The organism is Conexibacter stalactiti (assembly GCF_033542075.1).
Classification (GTDB): domain Bacteria; phylum Actinomycetota; class Thermoleophilia; order Solirubrobacterales; family Solirubrobacteraceae; genus Conexibacter; species Conexibacter stalactiti.
The window spans coordinates 1-20,461 of the sequence record NZ_JAWSTH010000061.1 but is presented as its reverse complement, the minus strand read 5'-3'; the positions used below and the strand labels follow the sequence as shown (position 1 = coordinate 20,461).

Annotated in this window: 24 protein-coding genes and 1 pseudogene; 22 read left to right on the top strand and 3 right to left on the bottom strand. The window is 70.3% G+C overall.

Features of this window, described 5'->3' with window-relative positions:
- The first annotated feature begins 118 nt into the window (after positions 1-118).
- The 8 genes from R7226_RS20055 to R7226_RS20020 all read left to right on the top strand — a co-directional run bounded on the left by R7226_RS20055 (position 119) and on the right by R7226_RS20020 (position 7,394).
- Positions 119-910, top strand: coding sequence for an electron transfer flavoprotein subunit beta/FixA family protein (locus tag R7226_RS20055; protein WP_318599086.1), 792 nt, complete (start codon positions 119-121; stop codon positions 908-910).
- Complete coding sequence (locus tag R7226_RS20050) at positions 911-1,888, top strand: electron transfer flavoprotein subunit alpha/FixB family protein (protein WP_318599085.1); 978 nt, start codon at positions 911-913, stop codon at positions 1,886-1,888.
- 4 nt (positions 1,889-1,892) lie between these two features.
- Positions 1,893-3,632 (top strand): electron transfer flavoprotein-ubiquinone oxidoreductase, encoded by a 1,740-nt coding sequence (locus tag R7226_RS20045; RefSeq protein ID WP_318599084.1) that lies wholly within the window; start codon positions 1,893-1,895, stop codon positions 3,630-3,632.
- A gap of 91 nt (positions 3,633-3,723) precedes the next feature.
- Positions 3,724-4,551: a CARDB domain-containing protein gene (locus R7226_RS20040; RefSeq protein ID WP_318599083.1), complete on the top strand. Its 828-nt coding sequence runs from the start codon at positions 3,724-3,726 to the stop codon at positions 4,549-4,551.
- Positions 4,548-4,769, top strand: a complete 222-nt coding sequence (rpmE, locus tag R7226_RS20035; protein ID WP_318599082.1) for a 50S ribosomal protein L31 — start codon at positions 4,548-4,550, stop codon at positions 4,767-4,769. Before R7226_RS20040 ends, rpmE begins: the two co-directional genes overlap by 4 nt.
- Before the next feature lie 126 nt (positions 4,770-4,895).
- On the top strand, positions 4,896-5,942 hold the full coding sequence (prfA, locus tag R7226_RS20030; protein ID WP_318599081.1) for a peptide chain release factor 1: 1,047 nt from the start codon (positions 4,896-4,898) through the stop codon (positions 5,940-5,942).
- A 7-nt stretch (positions 5,943-5,949) separates the two neighbouring features.
- A complete protein-coding gene (gene prmC, locus R7226_RS20025; RefSeq protein ID WP_318599080.1) occupies positions 5,950-6,804 on the top strand; it encodes a peptide chain release factor N(5)-glutamine methyltransferase in 855 nt (284 codons plus the stop codon).
- Positions 6,801-7,394 (top strand): L-threonylcarbamoyladenylate synthase, encoded by a 594-nt coding sequence (locus R7226_RS20020; RefSeq protein WP_318599079.1) that lies wholly within the window; start codon positions 6,801-6,803, stop codon positions 7,392-7,394. Before prmC ends, R7226_RS20020 begins: the two co-directional genes overlap by 4 nt.
- A gap of 33 nt (positions 7,395-7,427) precedes the next feature.
- Here the strand turns inward: R7226_RS20020 and R7226_RS20015 are convergent, their stop codons facing one another.
- The gene (locus R7226_RS20015; protein ID WP_318599078.1) at positions 7,428-7,799 is read right to left on the bottom strand and encodes a cupin domain-containing protein; all 372 of its coding nucleotides are present in this window, start codon (positions 7,797-7,799) and stop codon (positions 7,428-7,430) included.
- Between the two features lie 72 nt (positions 7,800-7,871).
- Here R7226_RS20015 and R7226_RS20010 point away from each other — a divergent pair, with 72 nt between their 5' ends.
- From R7226_RS20010 to R7226_RS19995, 4 genes are all read left to right on the top strand, one after another.
- Positions 7,872-8,348, top strand: coding sequence for a MarR family winged helix-turn-helix transcriptional regulator (locus R7226_RS20010; RefSeq protein WP_318599077.1), 477 nt, complete (start codon positions 7,872-7,874; stop codon positions 8,346-8,348).
- Positions 8,349-8,370: 22 nt separating this feature from the next.
- Positions 8,371-8,814 (top strand): ribose 5-phosphate isomerase B, encoded by a 444-nt coding sequence (gene rpiB / locus R7226_RS20005; RefSeq protein ID WP_318599076.1) that lies wholly within the window; start codon positions 8,371-8,373, stop codon positions 8,812-8,814.
- Positions 8,811-10,103: a serine hydroxymethyltransferase gene (gene glyA / locus R7226_RS20000; RefSeq protein ID WP_318599075.1), complete on the top strand. Its 1,293-nt coding sequence runs from the start codon at positions 8,811-8,813 to the stop codon at positions 10,101-10,103. Before rpiB ends, glyA begins: the two co-directional genes overlap by 4 nt.
- A gap of 86 nt (positions 10,104-10,189) precedes the next feature.
- Positions 10,190-11,395 (top strand): glycosyltransferase family 4 protein, encoded by a 1,206-nt coding sequence (locus tag R7226_RS19995; protein ID WP_318599074.1) that lies wholly within the window; start codon positions 10,190-10,192, stop codon positions 11,393-11,395.
- A gap of 13 nt (positions 11,396-11,408) precedes the next feature.
- On the opposite strand, the gene R7226_RS19990 is transcribed toward R7226_RS19995, so the two are convergent.
- Positions 11,409-12,041 carry a TetR/AcrR family transcriptional regulator gene (locus R7226_RS19990; RefSeq protein WP_318599073.1) on the bottom strand — a complete coding sequence of 211 codons (633 nt, stop codon included), beginning with the start codon at positions 12,039-12,041 and terminating at the stop codon, positions 11,409-11,411.
- Between the two features lie 323 nt (positions 12,042-12,364).
- On the opposite strand from R7226_RS19990, the gene R7226_RS19985 reads away from it, so the two are divergent.
- Genes R7226_RS19985 through atpC form a run of 10 tightly spaced genes read left to right on the top strand, consistent with a single transcriptional unit; the run spans position 12,365 to position 19,730 of the window.
- Complete coding sequence (locus R7226_RS19985; protein ID WP_318599072.1) at positions 12,365-12,556, top strand: hypothetical protein; 192 nt, start codon at positions 12,365-12,367, stop codon at positions 12,554-12,556.
- Between the two features lie 40 nt (positions 12,557-12,596).
- A complete protein-coding gene (locus R7226_RS19980; protein ID WP_318599071.1) occupies positions 12,597-12,932 on the top strand; it encodes a hypothetical protein in 336 nt (111 codons plus the stop codon).
- Positions 12,929-13,867, top strand: coding sequence for a F0F1 ATP synthase subunit A (gene atpB, locus R7226_RS19975; protein WP_318599070.1), 939 nt, complete (start codon positions 12,929-12,931; stop codon positions 13,865-13,867). The genes R7226_RS19980 and atpB overlap by 4 nt, the downstream gene beginning before the upstream one ends.
- A gap of 13 nt (positions 13,868-13,880) precedes the next feature.
- Positions 13,881-14,159: an ATP synthase F0 subunit C gene (gene atpE, locus R7226_RS19970; RefSeq protein ID WP_318599069.1), complete on the top strand. Its 279-nt coding sequence runs from the start codon at positions 13,881-13,883 to the stop codon at positions 14,157-14,159.
- A gap of 4 nt (positions 14,160-14,163) precedes the next feature.
- Positions 14,164-14,754: a F0F1 ATP synthase subunit B gene (gene atpF / locus R7226_RS19965; protein WP_318599068.1), complete on the top strand. Its 591-nt coding sequence runs from the start codon at positions 14,164-14,166 to the stop codon at positions 14,752-14,754.
- A gap of 6 nt (positions 14,755-14,760) precedes the next feature.
- Positions 14,761-15,291 carry an ATP synthase F1 subunit delta gene (atpH, locus tag R7226_RS19960; protein ID WP_318599067.1) on the top strand — a complete coding sequence of 177 codons (531 nt, stop codon included), beginning with the start codon at positions 14,761-14,763 and terminating at the stop codon, positions 15,289-15,291.
- 30 nt (positions 15,292-15,321) lie between these two features.
- A complete protein-coding gene (atpA, locus tag R7226_RS19955; protein WP_318599066.1) occupies positions 15,322-16,929 on the top strand; it encodes a F0F1 ATP synthase subunit alpha in 1,608 nt (535 codons plus the stop codon).
- 39 nt (positions 16,930-16,968) lie between these two features.
- Positions 16,969-17,865, top strand: a complete 897-nt coding sequence (gene atpG, locus R7226_RS19950) for an ATP synthase F1 subunit gamma (protein ID WP_318599065.1) — start codon at positions 16,969-16,971, stop codon at positions 17,863-17,865.
- 30 nt (positions 17,866-17,895) lie between these two features.
- Entirely contained in the window at positions 17,896-19,305 is a 1,410-nt protein-coding gene (gene atpD, locus R7226_RS19945; RefSeq protein WP_318599064.1) for a F0F1 ATP synthase subunit beta, read from the top strand.
- A gap of 8 nt (positions 19,306-19,313) precedes the next feature.
- Complete coding sequence (gene atpC / locus R7226_RS19940; RefSeq protein ID WP_318599063.1) at positions 19,314-19,730, top strand: ATP synthase F1 subunit epsilon; 417 nt, start codon at positions 19,314-19,316, stop codon at positions 19,728-19,730.
- Positions 19,731-19,793: 63 nt separating this feature from the next.
- Here atpC and R7226_RS19935 read toward each other — a convergent pair.
- A pseudogene (locus R7226_RS19935) lies at positions 19,794-20,461 on the bottom strand (hypothetical protein); the annotation flags it as partial.

Here is a 20,461-nt window from a genome sequence, read left to right as displayed (position 1 = left end):
AGCCGTCCGGGAGTCGTACGGGGCAGGGGAGCGATTGACTGGTCAGTCAACACGGGTATCATGCCGCCCACGACACTGCCACGAACGTCAGTTTGCTCTTTCTGAGGAGGCACCCCAGTTGAAGATTTGCGTCCTGGTCAAAGAGGTGCCGGACGCCGCCGTCGAGAAGCGCATCGATGCCTCGACGGGGCGGATGGACCGCAGCGGGGAGAAGAATCTCAACCCGTACGACACGCACGCCATCGAGGCTGCGATGCAGCTGAAGGAGGGTGGCGCGCTCCAGATCGACGAGATCGTCGCCGTCACGATGGGCCCGGAGTCCGCCGTGCGCGCACTCCACAAGGCCGTCTCGCTCGGCGCGGACCGCTCGCTGCACCTGTCCGACGACTCGCTCGCCGGCTCTGACGTCGCCGCCACGGGCTACGCCCTGGCGAAGGCGCTGGAGAAGGAGCAGCCCGACATCGTCCTGCTCGGGCAGCAGTCCGACGACGGCGAGTGCTACACGATCGGCGCGGTCGTCGCCGACCACCTGAAGGCGCCTTCGCTGACCCAGGTGATCAAGCTCGACGTCGTCGACGGCGGTCTTCGCTGCGAGCGTCAGGCCGAGTACGGCTACGACACCGTCCAGGTCGGCCTCCCGGCCGTCATCTCGGTCGGTGACGCGATCAACGAGCCGCGCTACCCGTCGCTGAAGGCGATCATGGGCGCGAAGAAGAAGCCGCTCGAGAAGGCCGGAGCCGGCGACGTCGGCATCGACGCCTCGCTCGTCGGCGCCGACGGCTCGCGCGTGCAGTGCGGCGAGTTCAAGGCTCCGCCGGCGAAGTCCGCCGGCACGATCATCGAAGACGAGGACACGGACGCGACCGTCGAGCAGATCGTCGCGTGGCTGGACGAAAGGAAGCTGATCTAGATGGGCGGGATTCTCGTCTACGTCCTCCACTACGAGGGCGCACTCAACAAGAACTCGCTCGGCGCGGTCTCCGAGGGCGCGAAGCTCGCCGCGGAGCTGGGCACGACCGCTGACGCGATCGTCGTCGGCGGCGGCGACCTGACCAACGAGCTGCTCGGCACGCTCGGCGACTACGGCGCGGCGAAGGTCTACCGCGCCGAGGGTCCCGAGGGTCTCGCGCAGCCGGTCATCGACGCGATGGACAAGGTCATCGGCGAGAACGGTCACTCGTACGTGATCTTCGGCGGCGGCCTGCTCGGCTTCGAGATCGGCGCCGGCCTCGCCGCGCGTCGCAACGCCGGCGTGACGATGGAGGTCACGGGTGTCGTGGTCGAGGGCGGCAAGCTCGTCGCCGAGCGTCCGATCCTCGGCGACTCGCAGATCTCCCGCTCCCACTACAAGGGCGATCTCGGCATCATCATCGGCCGCATCAACGCGTTCGAGCTGAAGCCGGGCGCCGGTGCCGCGGCCGAAGTGGTCGACGTCACGGTCGACTACTCGCCGTGGTCGACGCAGGCGACGATGGTGCAGCGCGGCGAGCAGCGCGGCGCCGACGTCAACATCGAGGACGCCAACGTCCTCGTCGCCGGCGGCCGCGGTCTCGGCAAGGCCGAGGGCTTCCAGCTGTGCGAGGACCTCGCCGGCGTGCTCGGCGGCGCCGTCGCCGCCACGCGCGCGGTGGTCGACGCCGGCTGGTACCCGTACGCGGCCCAGATCGGCCAGACCGGCAAGTCGGTCGCGCCGAAGCTCTACCTCGCGGCCGGCATCTCGGGCGCGATCCAGCACAAGGTCGGCATGCAGGCCTCGGAGAACATCGTCGCGATCAACAAGGACGCGAACGCTCCGATCTTCGAGTTCAGCGACCTCGGCATCGTCGGGGACCTGAACAAGATCCTGCCGAAGCTGACGGAGGCCGTGAAGGCCAAGAAGGGCGGTTGATCGCATGGCCGGCAGCAGCAACGGCCGGGTCGTGCCGGCGGCGTACCCGCCGCCGGTCGACTCGCCCAGAGAGTTCATCAAGCGCGGCCTCGACGGTGAGGACGAGCTGATCGAGGTCGGCGTCGCGATCGTCGGCGGCGGCACGGCGGGGCTTGCGGCCGCGAACCGGCTGTTGCAGCTGCTGGCCGACGATCCGGAGCTGCTGGAGAGCCTCGGCGAGGTTCCCGTCGCGGTGCTCGAGAAGGCGAAGACCTGCGGCGGGCACACGCTGTCCGGCGCGGTCGTCCGCCCGGGCCCGCTCCAGGAGCTGTACCCGGACCTGACCCGGGAGGACTGGCGCAAGGAGGGCTTCGCCTTCGGCGAGGTCCACAAGGAAGCCGTCTACATGCTTCCCAGCGCCAAGTCGAAGATCAAGATCCCGCCGCCGCCGCCGTTCAAGAACCACGGCAACGAGGTCATCTCGGTCGCGGCGCTGGCGCGCTATCAGCAGCGCGTCGCCGAGGAGCAGGGCGCCTACATCCTCACCGAGACGGCTGCGACGCAGCTGATCGTCGAGGAAGGCCGCGTCGTCGGCGTCCGCTCCGGCGACAAGGGCCGCGGCAAGGACGGCGAGCCGCTCGGCAACTTCGAGCCCGGCACCGACATCAAGGCGAGATACGTGATCCTCGCCGAGGGCTGCTGGGGCTCGCTGACGGGCGCCGCGATCCGCGAGTTCGAGCTCGACAAGGACCGCGAGCCGCCGGTCTGGGAGCTGGGCGTCAAGGAGGTCTGGAAGGTCCCGAGACCGCTCGACCGCCTGATCCACACGATCGGCCCGTGGCCGCTGAAGATCTCGGCCAGATACGGCCAGATCGGCGGCACCTGGATCTACCCGATGAAGGACGAGAGAACGGGCGACGACCTCGTCTCGATCGGCTTCGTGGTCGACCTCGAGTACGCGGACGCGACGACCTCGGCGCACGACCTGCTGCAGCAGTTCAAGCTGCATCCGCTGGTCAGAGGGATCCTCGAGGGCGGCGAGCGCGTCGCCTGGGGCGCGAAGGCGCTGCCGGGCGGCGGCTACTGGTCGATGCCGAAGCTGACGATGCCGGGCGCGCTGATGGTCGGCGACGCCGGCGGCATGGTCGACACGGTCTCGCTCAAGGGCGTCCATCACTGCATCAGCTCCGGCAAGATCGCCGGCGAGGTCATCTTCGACGCGCTCAAGCGCGGCGACGACTCGATCGAGGTCTACGAGGAGAAGATCGAGAACTCGGTCACCGGCAGAGAGCTGTACGAGGTTCGGAACACCCGCCAGCCGTTCCAGAAGGGCTTCCTGATGGGCGGCCCGATCGTCAACCTGGCGATCGCGACGAAGGGCAAGCTGCCGCCGGGCCGTCTGCCGTGGCACAAGAACGACGAGAAGGGCATGTTCATCGGCAACACCGCCGACGGCTACCCGAGACCGGACAACAGATACACGTTCGACAAGCTCTCGTCGGTCTTCATCACCGGCAACGCGACGCGCGACGACGCGCCCAACCACATCCGCGTGCAGAGAAACGTCCCGCGCGAGATCGCCGAGACGTGGAAGTGGATGTGCCCGGCGGGCGTCTACGAGCTGCCCGAGGACGCGCCGGAGAGAGGCAACGTCGACGTGATCGTCAACTACACGAACTGCGTGCAGTGCGGCGCGATCACGGCCAAGGGCGGTCGCCTGACGACCCCCGAGGGCGGCGACGGCCCGCTCTACACGATCACCTGAGAGACGGTTGTCCGGCTCCGCGCGCCGCTTGCGCGCGGAGCCGGTCACAACCTCGCAACTTCTCGCCCGCTGACCGGTTATAGCTGGCGTCATGAAGGTCGCTGGAACGCTCTCCGCGGCGGCGCTGCTCGCGCTGCTCGCCATCTCTCCCGCCGCGCTCGCGACGGGCACCGCGCATGCCGCCGCGGCCAAGCCCCGCGCGCTGGCCCCGCCGTCGGTCAAGCTCCCCTACGAGGCGAGGATGGTCTCGTGCACGCGGTCGCCGAAGACCGACCTGCGCACCGCCGTCGTCGGCGCCTCGATGCGGCCGATCGCCGACGGCACCAGACTCGCGCTGAAGGTCGACCTCTACCAGCGGCCGCTGGCCGGCGGGCGCTGGACGCTGCGCGCCGACGTGCCCGGTCTCGGCGCCTGGTCGCAGCCGAGCGATCCCTCGATCGGGACCCGCTCCAACGACGTCTACAAGTACCGGCAGGCGGTCGGCCGGCTCGTCGTGCCGTACTCGTACCGCTTCAGAGTCGCGTTCCGCTGGAGCGACGCGAGCGGCAGGGTCGTGCGCGAGGAGACGGCGACGACCGGCCTCTGCCGCGAGCCCGACCTGCGGCCCGACCTCGTGATCACGAGCGCGACCGTCGAGCCGGGTGTCACCGAGAGAACGGCGATCTACACCGTCGCCGTCCGCAACATCGGTCGCTCGGCGGCCGTGAACATCGGCATCTCCTCAGCCACCTCGGGAATCCGCGCGATACGCCGCCTGGGGCCGCTGGAGAGCACCGAGATGGTGTTCGTCGGGCCGCCCTGCACGGCCGAGCTGCCGCCGCAGACCTTCACCGTCGATCCCTCCAACCTGATCGACGAGGCGCGCGAGACCAACAACAGCCTCGTCGCGAGCTGCCCGGCTACACTGGACAGACCATGAAGACCGACATCCACCCCAACTACGTCGAGTCGCACGTGCGCTGCACGTGTGGCAACACGTTCACGACCCGTTCGGTCGAGCCCTCGATAAACGTCGAGATCTGCTCGAACTGTCACCCGTTCTACACGGGCAGACAGAAGCTCGTCGACACCGGTGGTCGTGTCGAGCGCTTCCAGCGTCGCGCCGCCAGACGCGCCGCGGCCGGCAGCTCGAACTAGCGCCATCATGCGCAGCGTCTAGCGTGGCCCCGTCGGCTCCCGACGGGGCCATTGCTCGTTAAGGCGCCGCGTGGCCGGGCGCCCGCGGCGCGCCCCGCACGGGCGACTGCCCTAGACTCGTCGGCCGTGATCGAGCAGCTGGTCAGACAGATCGAGTCGCGCTTCGGCGAGCTCGAGAACATGATGGCCGACCCCGAGGTGATCGGGGACCGTCAGCGCTACGCCGACGCCGGCCGTCAGTATGCCGAGCTGGAACCGGCCGCCAAGCTGGCCGTCGAGTGGCGCCGCGCCGTCGACGACGAGGCCGGCGCCAGAGAGCTGCTGGACGAGGGCGAGGATCCCGAGGTGCGCGAGATGCTCACGAGGGCGCGCGAGCGGATCGAGCAGCTCGACGAGGAGATCCGCCTCGCGATGGTCGAGAAGGACCCCGCCGACGAGAAGAACGTGATCGTCGAGATCCGCCCCGGCGCCGGCGGCGACGAGGCCGGCCTGTTCGCCGGCGACCTCTACCGGATGCTGACCCGCTACGCCGAGCGGCGCGGCTTCCAGACCGAGGCGATGGACGAGGGCGACGGCACCTACACCTTCGCGATCAAGGGCGACGGCGCCTACTCGGTCTTCAAGTTCGAGGGCGGCACGCACCGCGTCCAGCGCGTCCCCGAGACCGAGTCCCAGGGCCGCATCCACACCTCGACGGCGACCGTCGCGGTGCTGCCGGAGGCCGAGGACGTCGACGTGCAGATCAACGAGAGCGACCTGCAGGTCGACGTCTACCGTTCCTCCGGGCCGGGCGGCCAGTCGGTCAACACGACCGACTCGGCGGTCCGCATCACGCACAAGCCGAGCGGTGTCGTCGTCTCGATGCAGGACGAGAAGTCGCAGCTGCAGAACCGTGAGAAGGCGATGCGCGTCCTGCGCGCGCGCCTCTACGAGCGGGCGCTCGCCGAGCAGCAGGCCGCGCTCTCGGCCAACCGCCTGTCGCAGGTCGGCAGCGGCGAGCGGGCGGAGAAGATCCGCACGTACAACTTCCCGCAGGACCGCATCACCGATCACCGCATCAAGCTGACCGTCAACAACATGGACGCCGTCCTCGGCGGCGACCTCGACGACGTCACCGCGGCACTCCAGAACGATGAGAAGCGGCGCAAGCTCGAGGAGCAGGCCGAGGCGTGATCCCGGCGTGAGCGCGCCGGAGGAGGGCTGGACGTTCGCCGACGGCCCGTCGGTGCGGATGTCCTTGGCGATCGCGACGGCCGACCTGCGCGAGGCCGGCTGCGACAACCCGCGGCTCGACGCGGAGCTGCTGCTGGCCGACGCGCTCGGCGCGACGCGCACCTCGCTGCACCTCCATCCCGAGCGGGTCCTAGCGCTCGCCGAGAGCGAGCGCTTCGCCGCGCTCGTCGCGCGGCGGCGGGCACGCGAGCCGGTCGCCTACATCCGCGGCACGCGCGGCTTCCGCCACATCGACCTGACGGTCGACCGGCGCGTGCTGGTGCCGCGTCCGGAGACGGAGCTGCTGGTCGAGGTCGCGCTGGGGCTGCCGCGCGCGGCGCGCGTGCTCGACGTCGGCACCGGCAGCGGCGCCGTCGCGCTCGCGCTCAAGCACGAGCGGCCCGACCTCGACGTGCTCGCGACCGATCTCAGCGCCGACGCGCTCAACGTCGCGCGCGCCAACGCCGCCGCGCTGCGGCTCAACGTGACCTTCGCGCAGGGCGACCTGCTGTCGGGCGTGGAGGGAGCGTTCGACGCGGTCCTCTCCAACCCGCCGTACGTGCCCGACGGCGACCGCGAGCAGCTCGAGCCGGAGGTCGCGGTGCACGAGCCGGCGCAGGCGCTGTTCGCCGGCGGCGACGGCCTCGACGTGCTGCGCCGTCTCGCCGCCGACGCCGCCGCGCGCGCGCCGTTCGTCGCCTTCGAGGTCGGCGCCGGCCAGGCGCCGGCGGTCGGCGCGCTGCTGCGCGAGGCGGGGATGACGCGCGTGCGGGCGCACAGAGACCTCGCCGGGATCGAGCGCGTGGTGGTGGGGGAGCGTTGAGTCTCACCTCCGCCGATGCCGCCGCGTTCGCGCTGACGATCGCCTCCGGCGGCGTCGCCGTCTTCCCGGCCGACACCGTCTACGGGCTCGCCGCTGCGCCGAGCGACCTCGCGGCGGTCGCGCGCCTCTACGAGCTGAAGGGACGCGCGCCGAGCAAGCCGGCGGCGCTGATGTTCTTCGACCGCGAGCGCGCGCTGGCGGAGCTGCCGCAGCTCGGCGCGCGCACCCGCGCGGCGCTCGAGCGGCTGCTGCCGGGCGGCGTGACGCTGCTGCTGCCCGACCCGGACGACCCCGTCGCCGCGCTCGGCCTGCGCGTGCCGCGTCTGGAAGGGCCGCTGGCCGCGCTGGCGGAGGTCGAGCTGCCGGTGCTGCAGTCGAGCGCCAACCACGCCGGCGGTGCCGACCCGACGACGCTGGCGGAGGTGCCGGAGGCGATCCGCTCCGGCGCCGACCTCGTGCTCGACGGCGGCCCGCTGCCCGGCACCTCCTCGACGGTGATCGACCTGCGCGGCTACGAGCGCGACGGCCGCTGGAAGATCGTGCGCGAGGGTGCGGTGCCGGTCGCGACGGTCACCGACGCGCTCGGCTGACGCGCGTTCGCCGTCGTCCTCCGTTCCAGCCGACTACTGCGCCCACGGCGGGGTGAACGCCTCGCCGTTGAGCCGCGCCCGCATCCCGGCCGACGTGCAGACGGTCAGCCGCGCCGTCTCGGCACCGTCGTTGGCCAGTTGCAGCGGCGTACCGGGCGGCACGATCAGCGCGTCGCCGGCCGCGAGCGCGTGCCGCTCGTCGCCGACGGTCGCCGTCAGCGTGCCGGCGGCGACCACGAAGACCTCCTCGCGGTCGAGCGAGTGCGGCTCGCTGCATGCGCCCGGCGCGGCCTCCAGCGCCCACACGGCCAGCTCGGCGGAGCCGCGCGAGGGGACGGCGAGCGAGCGGAAGGTGAAGCCCTCACGGGCAAAGGTCGGTGCGTCGGCGAGCGTGGCGAGCGGCATCGGTGGCTCCTTGATAGGCAACTGAGTTCACTGACTCTAACCGATCCGGGCAACCTGGTTGACTATCTCGTCATGACGTCGCCCGATCCGGCCAGACGAGGGACCGCCGCGCTGCTGCTCGCGATGGGCTTCCGCGCGCTCACAGACCGCTTCCATGAGCTGCTGCGCGCGGAGGGGTACGAGCCGCTGCGGCCAGCCCACGGCTTCATCTTCCGGCTGCTGGAGGAGCACGGCGAGCTGACCGCGACCCAGCTCGGCGCCCATCTCGAACTGACGAGACAGGCGGCGACGAGACTGGCGGTCGAGCTGGAGCAGTGGGGCTATCTCTCGCGCGCGCCGCATCCGCGTGACCGCCGCGCGACCGTGCTCGCGCTGACCGCACGCGGCCGCGACTACGTCGCCCACGCCGACGCCCTGTGGGCCCGCATCGAGCGCGAGTGGGCGGCGCTGGCCGGCGAGCAGGCCGTGACGGCCGCGAAGACCGCCGTCGCCGCCTACGTCGAGCAGGCGGCGGGGGAGGGGGTCCCGTCACTGCGGCCGGTGTGGTGATTGGTACCCTCGTCCCGCCGCCATGAAGATCGCCATCGCCTCTGACCACGCCGGCTTCACGCTGAAGTCGCACCTTGCCGGGGCGCTCGCCGCTCAAGGCCACGAGGTCGTCGACCTCGGTCCCGACGGCAGCGACTCCGTCGACTATCCCCACTACGCGCAGCCCGCCGCGGCGCTCGTCGCCGCCGGCGACGCAGAGCGCGGCGTGCTCGTCTGCGGCTCCGGCAACGGCGTCGCGATCGTCGCCAACAAGGTTCACGGCGTTCGCGCCGTCAACGCGCACGACGCCGAGGAGGCCGAGATGTGCCGGCGCCACAACGACGCGAACGTCGTCACCCTGTCGGGTGCGCGGCTCTCGCCCGACGAGGCGGACGCGATCGTCGCGGCCTTCCTCGCGACCGACTTCGACGGCGGCCGCCACGCCCGCCGCGTCAACCAGATCACCGCGATGGAGACCCCCGCATGACCGACCTGCCGTCCGACTTCTTCAACAAGCCGCTCGCCGAGGTCGATCCCGAGATCGCGGACGCCATCGGACGCGAGCTGGAGCGCCAGCAGAAGACGCTGGAGATGATCGCCTCCGAGAACTTCGTCCCGCAGGCCGTGCTCGACGCGCAGGGCAGCGTGCTGACGAACAAGTACGCCGAGGGCTATCCGGGGCGGCGCTACTACGGCGGCTGCGAGTTCGTCGACATCGCCGAGCAGCTCGCGATCGACCGCGCCAAGGAGCTGTTCGGCGCCGAGGCCGCCAACGTCCAGGCCCACTCCGGCGCGCAGGCCAACACCGCCGTGTACCACGCGCTGCTGAAGCCGGGCGACACGATCATGGGGCTGGAGCTGGCGCACGGCGGCCACCTCAGCCACGGCATGAGAATCAACGTCTCCGGCCGCCTCTACGACATCGCGCCGTATCAGGTCGACCGCGAGACGAGTCGGATCGACATGGATGAGGTCGCCAAGATCGCGCGCGAGCGCAAGCCGAAGCTGCTGCTCGCCGGCTGGTCGGCCTATCCGCGTCAGCTCGACTTCGTCCGCTTCCGCGAGATCGCCGACGAGGTCGGCGCGCTGCTGATGGTCGACATGGCCCACTTCGCCGGCCTCGTCGCCGCCGGCCTGCACCCGAGCCCGGTGCCGTACGCCGACGTCGTGACGTCGACGACGCACAAGACGATCGGCGGCGGCCGCGGCGGCCTGATCCTCTCCAGAGAGGAGCACGCCAGAAGACTCAACTCGGCGATCTTCCCGGGTCAGCAGGGCGGCCCGCTGGAGCACGTGATCGCCGGCAAGGCGGTCGCGTTCAAGATCGCGATGAGCGACGCCTTCAAGGAGCGTCAGCAGCGCACGATCGCCGGCGCGCAGGCGCTCGCGACCGAGCTGCTCGCCGACGAGGGCTCCGGCGTCAGCGTGCTGACGGGCGGCACCGACGTCCACCTCGTGCTCGTCGACCTGCGCGAGTCCGAGCTCGACGGCCAGCAGGCCGAGGATCGCCTGCACGAGATCGGCATCACGGTCAATCGCAACGCGGTGCCGTTCGACCCGCGCCCGCCGATGGTCTCCAGCGGCCTGCGCGTCGGCTCCCCGGCGCTCGCGACGCGCGGCTTCAGCGTCGACGACTTCAGCGAGGTCGGCAAGCTGATCGCGACGGCGCTGACGCCCGCGTTCGAGGACCGCAAGGCCGAGCTGGCGGAGCGCGTCACGGCGCTCGCCGAGAAGCACCCGCTGTACGCGCACCTGAACGCCCCCGCAATCGCCTGACACGCGCCTCGCCGCGCCCCGTCCGGGGCGCGGCCGGCAGCGGGTAACACGGCGGTCCACCGCCCCTGCCAGACTTCAGCATCGGCATGAACGAGCTCGACGCCGTCTTCGCCTTTCTCGTCGCCCTGGCGGTCGCGGCGGTCACGACCCCGTTCGTGGCGCGATTGGCGACCCGTATCGGCGCCGTCGACGAGCCGCGCGAACGCGGCCTGGCGGCGCGCGCGACTCCGCTGCTGGGCGGGTTGGCGATCCTCGCCGGGGTGCTCGTCGCCTCCGCGATCTGGCTGCCGATCACCGACGAGACGCGGGGGATCCTGCTCGGCGCCGCGCTGATCGCCGCCGTCGGCGCGATCGACGACGTGATCGACCTGCCGCCGCAGTGGAAGCTGCTCGGCCAGGTCGTCGCCGCGATCATCCCCGTCGCGGCGGGGGTGAAGGTCGAGAACATCACCTTCCCCTTCCTCGGCGCGATCCAGTTCGGCGACGTCGGCGGGGTGCTGACCGTCTTCGGGCTCGTCGCGCTGATGAACGTCGTCAACTTCTCCGACGGCGTCGACGGGCTCGCCGCCGGCGTCTGCGCGATCAGCGCCGTCGCCTTCTCGATCATCGCCTTCGACCTCGGCCGCGGCGGCGCCGCCGTGCTGGCGGCGATCGTCGCCGGCGCCGCGCTCGGCTTCCTGATCCACAACTTCCACCCGGCGTCGATCTTCATGGGCGACTGCGGAGCGCTGCTGCTCGGCTTCCTGCTCGGCTGCGTCGCCGTGCAGGGCTCGCTCAAGACCAACGCCCTGATCGCGCTCGTCGGCCCGCTCGCGATCCTCGCCGTGCCGTTCCTCGACACCGGCTTCGTGATCGCCCGCCGGTTGAAATACAGACGGGCGCCGTGGTCAGCCGACGCGCAGCACTTCCACCACCGCTTCTCGCGGATCGGCTTCAGTCAGCGCCGCACGGTCCTCTACCTCTACGCCTGGACGGTGCTGCTGGCCGGCCTCGCGGTCGCGCTGCGCTTCATCCCGTACACCGACAACCACGGCAACATCGACGCCGCCTGGTTCGCGCTGCTGATCGCGCTGGGGCTCGTCGTGCTGGCGGCCAGCATCTACCTCGTCGTCGTGCTGGAGATCCTCAAGCTCAAGCGCCTGCGCGCCTGGCAGCTGCGGCGCGCCGACCCGGCGACGACCGAGCACGAGATCGACGTGCAGGTCGAGAGAGAGCTGGAGACGGGCGAGTTCGGCGCCGTCGCCCCGCCGCCTCCGCCCGACGCGGCGCCCGCTCAGCGCGCGGCGCCGTAGCGCGTCGGCGTTCTCAGCCGGTGTGTTGCGGTGCGCCGTAGACGGCGCAGAGCCAGATCCGCAGCAGCGCCTCTATCAGCGGCTGCTCGCCGACGGCGTCCTCCTGCACGAGCCGCTCGTAGGCGCTGCGCTCGGTCATCCACACGAGCGCGAACGCGGTCGCCTGCGCCGGCAGCGCCGGGTCGACCGTCCCGGCCGCCTGCTCGCGCTCGATCCGCGCCTGCGTCGAGTCGGCGAAGCGGCCCACGAGCGCGCGCCAGAAGCGGGCGGCCTCGTCGTCGTAGGCGGCCGCCTCGACGACCGCGCGCAGCAGCGCCGGGTGGCGCCGGTAGATGTCGACGATCTTGGCGATCGCGGCGCGCAGCTCCGGCTCGCCCTCGCCTTCGCCCGACCACCAGCGCTCCGCCTCGGCGAACAGCTCTTCGGCGATCCCGGCGGTCAGCCGCATCAGCAGCTCGCGCTTGTCGCGGAAGTAGAAGTAGAAGGCGGTGCGGGAGATCCCGGCGCGCGTCGCGATCCGCTCGATCCCCAGCTCCGCGTAGGAGGCGCCCTCGGCGAGCAGCGCCTCGGTCGCCTCGAGCACGCTGCGCTCGACGGCGGCGCGCTTCTCGGTCTGCGCCTCCGTCCGGCGGCTCAGCGACGTCATCGGTCGCAGCCTATCGAGCCGCCTCCGGACCGGTCGCGGCACCGCCGGGCGGGCGAGAGGGGGCGGTCAGCGCGTCGGCCCGCGAGCTGCCAGAATGGCTCCGGAAGTCCGACGCGCGGGCGCGTACGCGCGAGTGACAGAGTAGCGACTGTCACGAAGTTGTTACAAGCTGTGCGGAGCAGGTAAGCTCTCCATAAGCCCACTAGGCAGCCAGTCTCCGCAAGGCCCGCGGGGACGGATTTGCCTGTAGTGGGTTCTTTTTACGTTCTTGGCGGAAACGCCCTCCATGTGTCCCCCCGATCTCCCCGAGCAGCAGCCCGACGATGAACGACCGCCCGCCGACGCGGGGGGCCGTCGCCGGCTCGATCCTGCTCGCCGCGATACTGCTGTGCGCCGGCATCGGTCTTGGGGTCGGGGCGCTCGTGGGCGCACCTGTGCCGCTGTTGATCGTCGGCTTGGGCGTAGGCTTCGCCGCCGGCATCGCCCTGGTGCATGCGCACTTTCGTGACCTGTGACAACTGACCGATGATCCTTCTCCGTCAACTCGACGCCGTCGTGCTCCTGCTCGCGCTCCCGATCGTGATCGCGCTCGACGGGTCGCTGCTCGGGTGGGCGGCCGGCTCGATCGCCTGGATCGCGCAGAAGGCGCTGCAGACGTTCATGGAGCGCAAGGCGGCCCAGGAAGAGGACACCAGACGCTTCTTCGGCTTCATGGCCGGGTCGTTGATCGGACGTTCATGGCTCGTTGCCCTTACGATCTTCGCCGTCGGCATCGCGGACCGCGAAGCCGGGCTCACCGCGGCCCTGCTCGCGGGCGCCGCCTTCACCACCTATCTCGTGATCTCACTCATCATGCGTGCACCGCAGAACCACTCGGAGCGAACCTCTTGAACCTGCGCAGTCAACCCCGCTTGCTGCTCGCGTCGCTGACGGCGCTCGTCGGCCTGCTGCTGCTCTCGCCGGCCGTGGCCTTCGCCGCGGAGGAGACCGCGTCGAACGAGCCGGCCCTCAACCCGTCCGAGGAGTTCGCGCTCCCGAGCTGGGTGTCGATCAAGATCGGCGGGCTCGACCTCTCGATCAACAAGGCCGTCTTCTACATCGTCCTCGCGACCGCGCTGACCTGCATCGTGATGGTCTACGCCGCGCGCCGCATGGCGACGCGCCCGAGCGGCCGCCTGCAGGTCGTCCTCGAAGGCGCCTTCGGCCTCATGCGCGACAACATCACGCGCGGCAACATGGACCCGAGAATGGCGTCGAAGTGGTTCCCCTTCATCGCCACGCTGTTCCTCTTCATCTGGTTCTCGAACATGATCGGGTACATCCCGATGCCGACGAACACGGAGCACACGTTCGACGTCGCCGGCGTCGAGATCCCGTCGTTCGCGCTCTACGCCGCGACGGCCAACATCTCGATCCCGCTCGTGCTCGCGCTCGTCGTCTGGATCGCCTACCACGTCGAGGGCATCCGCCATCACGGCTTCTTCGGCTACATCCGCAGCTGGGTGCCCAGCGGCGTCGAGGGCTTCATGGTCGGCCCGATCCTGGTGATCGAAGCGCTCTCGCACTTCGTCCGGCTGCTCTCGCTCTCACTGCGTCTCTTCGCCAACATCCTCGCCGGCCACCTCCTGATCCTGTTCATGGCGGGCGGCCTCGTCGTCCTGCTCGGGATGGGCGCCTTCGGTTCGGTGATCCTCGGCATCTCGACCGGCACGCTGGCGGTCGTCTTCTTCATCTTCGAGATCGGCCTGGTCGCGACGCTCCAGGCATTCATCTTCAGCACTCTTACCGCGATCTACCTCGGCGGCGCCGTCGCCGAGGAACACTAAGGAGAACCCGCAAGTGGACCTGATCCTGATCACCGCACAGGCCGCCGTCGACACCGCCGCTGCCACGGGCGAGACGGCCGGTCGCGCGATCGGCCTCGGCCTGGGCACCGGCCTTGCCGCGCTCGGTACGGGCATCGGCCTCGGCTTCATCTTCGGCAAGACGATCGAGGCGGTCTCGCGTCAGCCCGAGCTGAGAAACGACATCCAGTCGATCCAGTGGCTCGGCTTCGCGCTCACCGAGGCGACCGTCTTCTACGGGTTCATCGCCGGCCTGATCGCGTTCTTCGTCTAAGCCGATGTTCGCCGCCATCGACATCATCGCGGCGCCCTTCGTCCTGGCCGCCACCGAGACCGCCGAAGACGAGGGGCTGAACCCGCTCGTCAGAGTCGTCCCGGGCCTGATGATCTGGACGCTGCTGGCGTTCGTCGTCGCCATGCTGGTGCTGCGCAAGTACGCGTGGCCCCAGATCACGAGAATCCTCGACGCGCGCCAGACGCAGATCGAGGACTCGATCGACGCCGCCGAGCGCACCCGCCAGGAGGCCGATCAGCTGCTCGCCGAGTACCGCGAGCGGCTGGCCGAGGCGCGCGCCCAGGCCGACGAGATCGTCGCGAAGGCCGAGCGTGCCGGCGAGGTCGCCGAGCGCGAGGCGATCGACGCGGCGAAGGTGAAGCGCGAGGACCTGCTCGAGCAGACTCGCCGCGACATCCAGGCCGAGACGCAGGCCGCCATCCAGGAGATCCGCCGCGAGGTCGCCGACCTGACGGTCGCGGCCACGGAGAAGGTCACCCGCAAGACGCTGTCGGCGGAGGACCAGAAGCGGCTCGTCGAAGAGGCGCTGTCCGAGCTGGACTTCTCAGCCCTCTCCGGCGACCGGAGGAACTAGGTCCCCATGGAAGAGATCGCCCAGGTCTACTCGCGCGCGCTGTTCGAGGTTGCCAAGGAACAAGGCAAGCTCGACATCGTGCGCGAGCAGCTCGGCCAGTTCGCGGATGCGCTGGAGCAGAACCGCGACCTCGCCGTCTTCTTCTTCTCGCCGTACTTCTCCACGGACGAGAAGAAGGAAGGGCTCACGAAGGCGGTCGAGGGCGCTGACGAGATCTTCGTCAACTTCCTCGAGACGCTGCTGGAGCGCCACCGCATGCCCGCCATCTACCGCATCCGTGCGGAGTACGAACGGCTGTGGGACGAGGAGAACAAGCTGCTGCCCGTCGAGGTGACCAGCGCGATCGACCTCGACGAGGCGACCGTCAAGAGCATCGGCGACCGCATCGGCGAGCAGACCGGCCAGCGCGTCGAGCTGACCAGCAAGGTCGACCCGAGCATCCTCGGTGGCATCGTGCTGCGGGTCGGCAACCAGATCCTCGACGCCTCGATCAAGCACCGCCTGGACCAACTTCGCAAGCACGTCGCGCAGGCCTGAGCGCCTGCCCTAGGAGCCAAAGACCCCACCATGCAGATCAAGCCCGACGAGATCACCTCCATCCTGAAGAGCCGCATCGAGGGCCTCGACAGCGGCAGCGCTGACCTGACCGAGGTCGGCACCGTGCTGTCCGTCGCGGACGGCATCGCCCGCGTGCACGGGCTCGAGAACTGCATGTCGTTCGAGATGCTCGAGCTGCCCCACGACGTCACCGGCCTCGCGCTCAACCTCGAGTCCGACAACGTCGGCGTCGTGCTGTTCGGCGACTGGCAGCAGATCGTCGAGGGCGACACCGTCAAGCGCACCGGCAGACTGCTCGAGATCCCCGTCGGCGACGCCCTCCTGGGCCGCATCGTCGACCCGCTCGGCAACCCGCTCGACGGCAAGGGCGACATCATCACGAGCGAGACGCGCCCGGCCGAGTTCAAGGCCCCCGGCGTCGTCCAGCGTCAGCCGGTCACCGAGCCGATGCAGACCGGCCTCAAGGCCGTCGACGCGATGATCCCGATCGGCCGCGGCCAGCGCGAGCTGATCATCGGCGACCGACAGACCGGCAAGACCGCGATCGCGATCGACACGATCATCAACAACAAGGACTCGGGCGTCGTCTCGGTCTACGTTGCGATCGGCCAGCGTCTCGCGACCGTCGTCGGCATCGCCGAGACGCTCGCCGAGAACGGCGCGCTCGACTCGACGATCATCGTCGCCGCCGCTGCTGACGAGGCCGCGCCGATCAAGTTCATGGCGCCGTACGCCGGCGCCGCGATGGCCGAGTACTTCCTCTACAAGGGCAGACACGCGCTGGCGGTCTACGACGACCTCACCAAGCACGCCTACGCCTACCGCCAGATGTCGCTCCTGCTGCGCCGCCCGCCGGGCCGCGAGGCGTACCCGGGCGACGTCTTCTACCTCCACTCGCGCCTGCTGGAGCGCTCCGTCAAGCTCAACGACGAGCTCGGCGGCGGCTCGATGACGGCGCTGCCGATCATCGAGACGCAGGGCGGCGACGTCTCGGCGTACATCCCGACGAACGTGATCTCGATCACCGACGGGCAGATCTTCCTCGAGCCGAAGCTGTTCTTCTCGGGCGTCCGCCCGGCGATCAACGTCGGCATCTCCGTCTCCCGCGTCGGCGGCAACGCGCAGATCAAGCCGATGAAGAAGGTCGCCGGCAAGATCAAGCTCGAGCTGTCGCAGTTCCGCGAGCTGGAGGCGTTCGCGCAGTTCGGCTCCGACCTCGACGCCGACACGCAGCGCACGCTCGCGCGCGGCAACCGGCTCGTGCGCACGCTCAACCAGAACGAGCGCTCGCCGCTGGCCGTCGAGGACCAGGTCATCCAGCTGTACGCCGCGACCAACGGCTTCCTCGATCGCATCGCCGTCGACAAGGTCGAGAAGTTCCTCGTCGACCTGACGCGTCGCGCGCACTCCGAGGCGGCCGACCTGCGCAAGGCGATCGCCGGCGGCGACTGGTCCGACGAGACCGAGAAGGGCGTCCACGAGCTGGTCGAGCGGTTCGCCAGCGACTTCGGCTTCGACCTCGACGAGGAGGGTCAGCCGCTGGAGCAGAACGCCGCGCCGGCGCGTCCCGCCGCGGCCGAGTCGGCCGAGCGCGAGCAGGAGGCGGCGGCGGTCTAGCGCGCGTCACGCGCGACCAGATCCGACCCGCACCCCCACATGGCTCAGCGAGACGTCAAGAACCGCATCGCGTCGGTCAAGAACATCCAGAAGATCACCCGCGCGATGGAGATGGTCGCGGCGGCGCGCCTGCGGCGCGCCGAGACGCGGATCGCCGCCCTGCGCCCGTACGCAGGGGCGATCCGCCGCATGACCCGCCAGGCGGCGGAGGCGGCCGGCGACGTGCCGGCGCTGCCGATCCTCGCCGAGCACCCGGAGGAGAAGCGCGTCGCGCTGCTGCTGGTGACCGCCGACCGCGGCCTCGCCGGCGCCTTCAACTCGCAGATCATCCGCGCCGGCATCCGCAGCGGCGACGAGCATGAGGCCGACGGCCGCGAGGTCGTCTACTACGCGACCGGCCGCCGCGGCGTCTCGTCGCTGACCTTCCGCAACCGTGCTCCGGAGCAGGGCTTCACCGGCTTCACGGAGCGGCCGTCGTTCGCGAACGCGCGTGAGATCGCCGCGGCGCTCACCGCCGCCTACATCGACGGCAAGGTCGACCGCGTCGAGATCCTCTACAACGGCTACATCTCGCCGATGTCGCAGGAGGTCCGTCGCGAGACGCTGCTGCCGCTGCAGCAGGCGACGATCCTCGGCGACGACTCCGAGGAGGAGAACGGCGGCGGCAACGGCGCGCACGCGCTCGTCGACTACGAGCCCGAGCCCGAGGAGATCCTCGAGCGGCTCGTGCCCGACTACGTCGAGATCTCGATCTTCCGCGCGCTGCTCGAGTCGACAGCGTCGGAGCTCGGGGCCCGCATGACCGCGATGCGCAGCGCGTCGGACAACGCCGGCGACATCATCAGCGACCTCACGCTCGAGATGAACCGCGCCCGTCAGGCCGAGATCACGCAGGAGATCATGGAAGTCGTCGCCGGCGCCGAAGCGCTCGGCTAGCCAGTGACGCCTAAGGAGACACCGAACACAATGTCAGCCACCGCAGATACCCAGACGAAGAACGTCGGGCGCATCGAGGAGATCCAGGGCGTCGTCATCGAGGCCGTCTTCCCCGATGGACTGCCCCACATCAACAACGCGATCACGATCGACCGCGGCGACGACGGCACGCTCGTCTGCGAGGTCCAGCAGCACCTCGGCGACGACCGCGTCCGCGCGGTGGCGATGGACTCGACCGACGGCCTCGCCCGCGGCACCGAGGTCCACGACACCGGCGGCCCGATCACGGTCCCGGTCGGTCGCGCGACGCTCGGCCGCATCTTCAACGTGCTCGGCGAGCCGATCGACCTCGCCGGTCCGGTCGACGTGCAGGAGCGTCGTCCGATCCACGCGTCGGCCCCGAAGGTCGAGGAGCTGACCCCGACGACCGAGATGTTCGAGACGGGCATCAAGGTCATCGACTTGCTCGCCCCGTACGCCAAGGGCGGCAAGGTCGGCCTGTTCGGCGGCGCCGGCGTCGGCAAGACCGTCCTGATCCAGGAGCTGATCGACAACCTCGCGCGCGAGCACGGCGGCCTCTCGGCCTTCTGCGGCGTCGGCGAGCGCTCGCGCGAGGGGAACGACCTCTGGCTCGAGATGAAGGAGTCGGGCACGATCGACAAGACGATGCTCGTCTTCGGTCAGATGAACGAGCCGCCCGGCGCCCGCATGCGCGTCGCGCTGTCCGGCCTGACGATGGCCGAGTACTTCCGTGACGAGGGCCAGGACGTGCTCCTCTTCATCGACAACATCTTCCGCTTCGTGCAGGCCGGCTCGGAGGTCTCCGCCCTCCTCGGCCGCATGCCGTCGCAGGTCGGCTACCAGCCGACGCTCGAGTCGGAGATGGGCCAGCTGCAGGAGCGCATCACCTCGACGCGCAGAGGCTCGGTCACCTCGGTGCAGGCCGTCTACGTCCCCGCCGACGACCTCACCGACCCGGCGCCGGCGTCGGTGTTCGCCCACCTCAACGCGACGACCGTGCTCTCGCGGTCGATCTCGGAGAAGGGCATCTACCCGGCCGTCGACCCGCTCGACTCGACCTCGACGATCCTCAAGCCGGACATCCTCGGCGAGGAGCACTACGCGGTCGCCAACGAGGTCAAGGAGATCCTGCAGCGCTACAAGGAGCTCCAGGACATCATCGCGATCCTCGGCATCGACGAGCTCTCCGACGAGGACAAGGTCATCGTGCAGCGCGCCCGCAAGGTCGAGCGCTTCCTGTCGCAGCCGTTCCACGTCGCCGAGCAGTTCACCGGCACCCCCGGCTCCTACGTCCCGATCGCCGAGACGATCCGCGGCTTCAAGGAGATCATCGAGGGCAAGCACGACGAGCTGCCCGAGCGCGTCTTCCTGCTCAAGGGCACGATCGACGACGTCGTCGAGGCTGCGAAGAAGGGCTAGGGGCAGCTGTGGCCCGGACCACCTTCAAGGTCGAGGTCCTCACCCCCGAGGGTGAGGTCTTCAACGACGAGGTCGAGATGATCGCGACCAAGACGGTCGACGGATCGATCGGCATCCTCGCGAAGCATCAGCCGCTGCTGGCGATGCTCGATCCGGCCGAGCTGCGCCTCTACCGCTCCGAGAGCGAGATCGTGCGGCTGGCGCAGGGCGAGGGCTACCTGCAGGTCGGCGGCGACGGCGACGTGCTGATCCTCGTCGAGGAGGCGCACGCGCCGGAGCAGCTCGACACAGCCGACCTCAGCGAGAAGCTGAACGCGGCCGAGGCGACGATCGCCAGATCCGAGAGACATTCCGAGGAGCAGCGTCTCGCGCAGCGCGACAAGCGCCGCATCGAGGCGTTCCAGCGGATCGCGTCGGGCTCCTAGCCCGCGCACCACATCTGCGATGGACGAAGGGCCCGCTCGCCGAGCGGGCCCTTCGTCGTTTCGTCAGCCGAGCGACGCCGTGACGTCGGCGTCGACCGTGTTGATCAAGGAGATGCCGGCCGCCGTCGCGCTGACGGCGACGTGCGCGAGGTCACCGGGGGCGAGCGTGACGTTGCCGCTGCAGACGGCGCCGAACGCCGTGCCGAGCCCGAGCACGCCGGTGAGCGGCGGCGCCGCGTCGCAGTCGAGGCTGGTCGCGCTGTCGTTGACGACGAGCGTCACGCGCGGCGTGACGGTCGTCCCGACCAGCGACATCGCCGACGTCAGACGGCCCGCCAGCCGCAGTCTCGTGAAGGTCGTCGTCGCGGCGACGACCTGCGAGGCGGTGAACGGGGCGGGCGATCCGTAGGTGTAGGTCAGCGCGCTCGTGCGCACGCCGTTGAGCGGCAGCGCCGTGGCGTCGCCCACGAGCCCGCCGGGTCTCGTCGTGAAGGTGGCGTGCCCGCTGGAGGTCGCGAGCGTCGCGCCGGCGGGACCCGGGTCGCCCTGGACGCCCTGAGGGCCGATCGCGCCGGTCGTGCCGGGATCGCCTCTGGCGCCGGTCGTGCCGGCGGGGCCGGGGTCGCCCTGCGGGCCGACGGCGCCGATCGGGCCGACCGGTCCGGTGAGGCCGATCGGACCCTGCGGGCCTGCGGGGCCCGCGGGGCCGGGCGCGCCGCCGCCGGAGCCGC

What these genes read in the sequence shown, in the direction of transcription:
- R7226_RS20050 (WP_318599085.1), top strand. Translation starts at nt 911, where the DNA reads ATGGGCGGGATTCTCGTCTACGTCCTCCACTACGAGGGCGCACTCAAC.
- R7226_RS20045 (WP_318599084.1), top strand. Translation starts at nt 1,893, where the DNA reads ATGGCCGGCAGCAGCAACGGCCGGGTCGTGCCGGCGGCGTACCCGCCG.
- R7226_RS20040 (WP_318599083.1), top strand. Translation starts at nt 3,724, where the DNA reads ATGAAGGTCGCTGGAACGCTCTCCGCGGCGGCGCTGCTCGCGCTGCTC.
- rpmE (WP_318599082.1), top strand. Translation starts at nt 4,548, where the DNA reads ATGAAGACCGACATCCACCCCAACTACGTCGAGTCGCACGTGCGCTGC.
- R7226_RS20015 (WP_318599078.1), bottom strand. Translation starts at nt 7,799, where the DNA reads ATGCCGCTCGCCACGCTCGCCGACGCACCGACCTTTGCCCGTGAGGGC.
- R7226_RS20010 (WP_318599077.1), top strand. Translation starts at nt 7,872, where the DNA reads ATGACGTCGCCCGATCCGGCCAGACGAGGGACCGCCGCGCTGCTGCTC.
- rpiB (WP_318599076.1), top strand. Translation starts at nt 8,371, where the DNA reads ATGAAGATCGCCATCGCCTCTGACCACGCCGGCTTCACGCTGAAGTCG.
- glyA (WP_318599075.1), top strand. Translation starts at nt 8,811, where the DNA reads ATGACCGACCTGCCGTCCGACTTCTTCAACAAGCCGCTCGCCGAGGTC.
- R7226_RS19995 (WP_318599074.1), top strand. Translation starts at nt 10,190, where the DNA reads ATGAACGAGCTCGACGCCGTCTTCGCCTTTCTCGTCGCCCTGGCGGTC.
- R7226_RS19990 (WP_318599073.1), bottom strand. Translation starts at nt 12,041, where the DNA reads ATGACGTCGCTGAGCCGCCGGACGGAGGCGCAGACCGAGAAGCGCGCC.
- R7226_RS19985 (WP_318599072.1), top strand. Translation starts at nt 12,365, where the DNA reads ATGAACGACCGCCCGCCGACGCGGGGGGCCGTCGCCGGCTCGATCCTG.
- atpF (WP_318599068.1), top strand. Translation starts at nt 14,164, where the DNA reads ATGTTCGCCGCCATCGACATCATCGCGGCGCCCTTCGTCCTGGCCGCC.
- atpH (WP_318599067.1), top strand. Translation starts at nt 14,761, where the DNA reads ATGGAAGAGATCGCCCAGGTCTACTCGCGCGCGCTGTTCGAGGTTGCC.
- atpA (WP_318599066.1), top strand. Translation starts at nt 15,322, where the DNA reads ATGCAGATCAAGCCCGACGAGATCACCTCCATCCTGAAGAGCCGCATC.
- atpG (WP_318599065.1), top strand. Translation starts at nt 16,969, where the DNA reads ATGGCTCAGCGAGACGTCAAGAACCGCATCGCGTCGGTCAAGAACATC.
- atpD (WP_318599064.1), top strand. Translation starts at nt 17,896, where the DNA reads ATGTCAGCCACCGCAGATACCCAGACGAAGAACGTCGGGCGCATCGAG.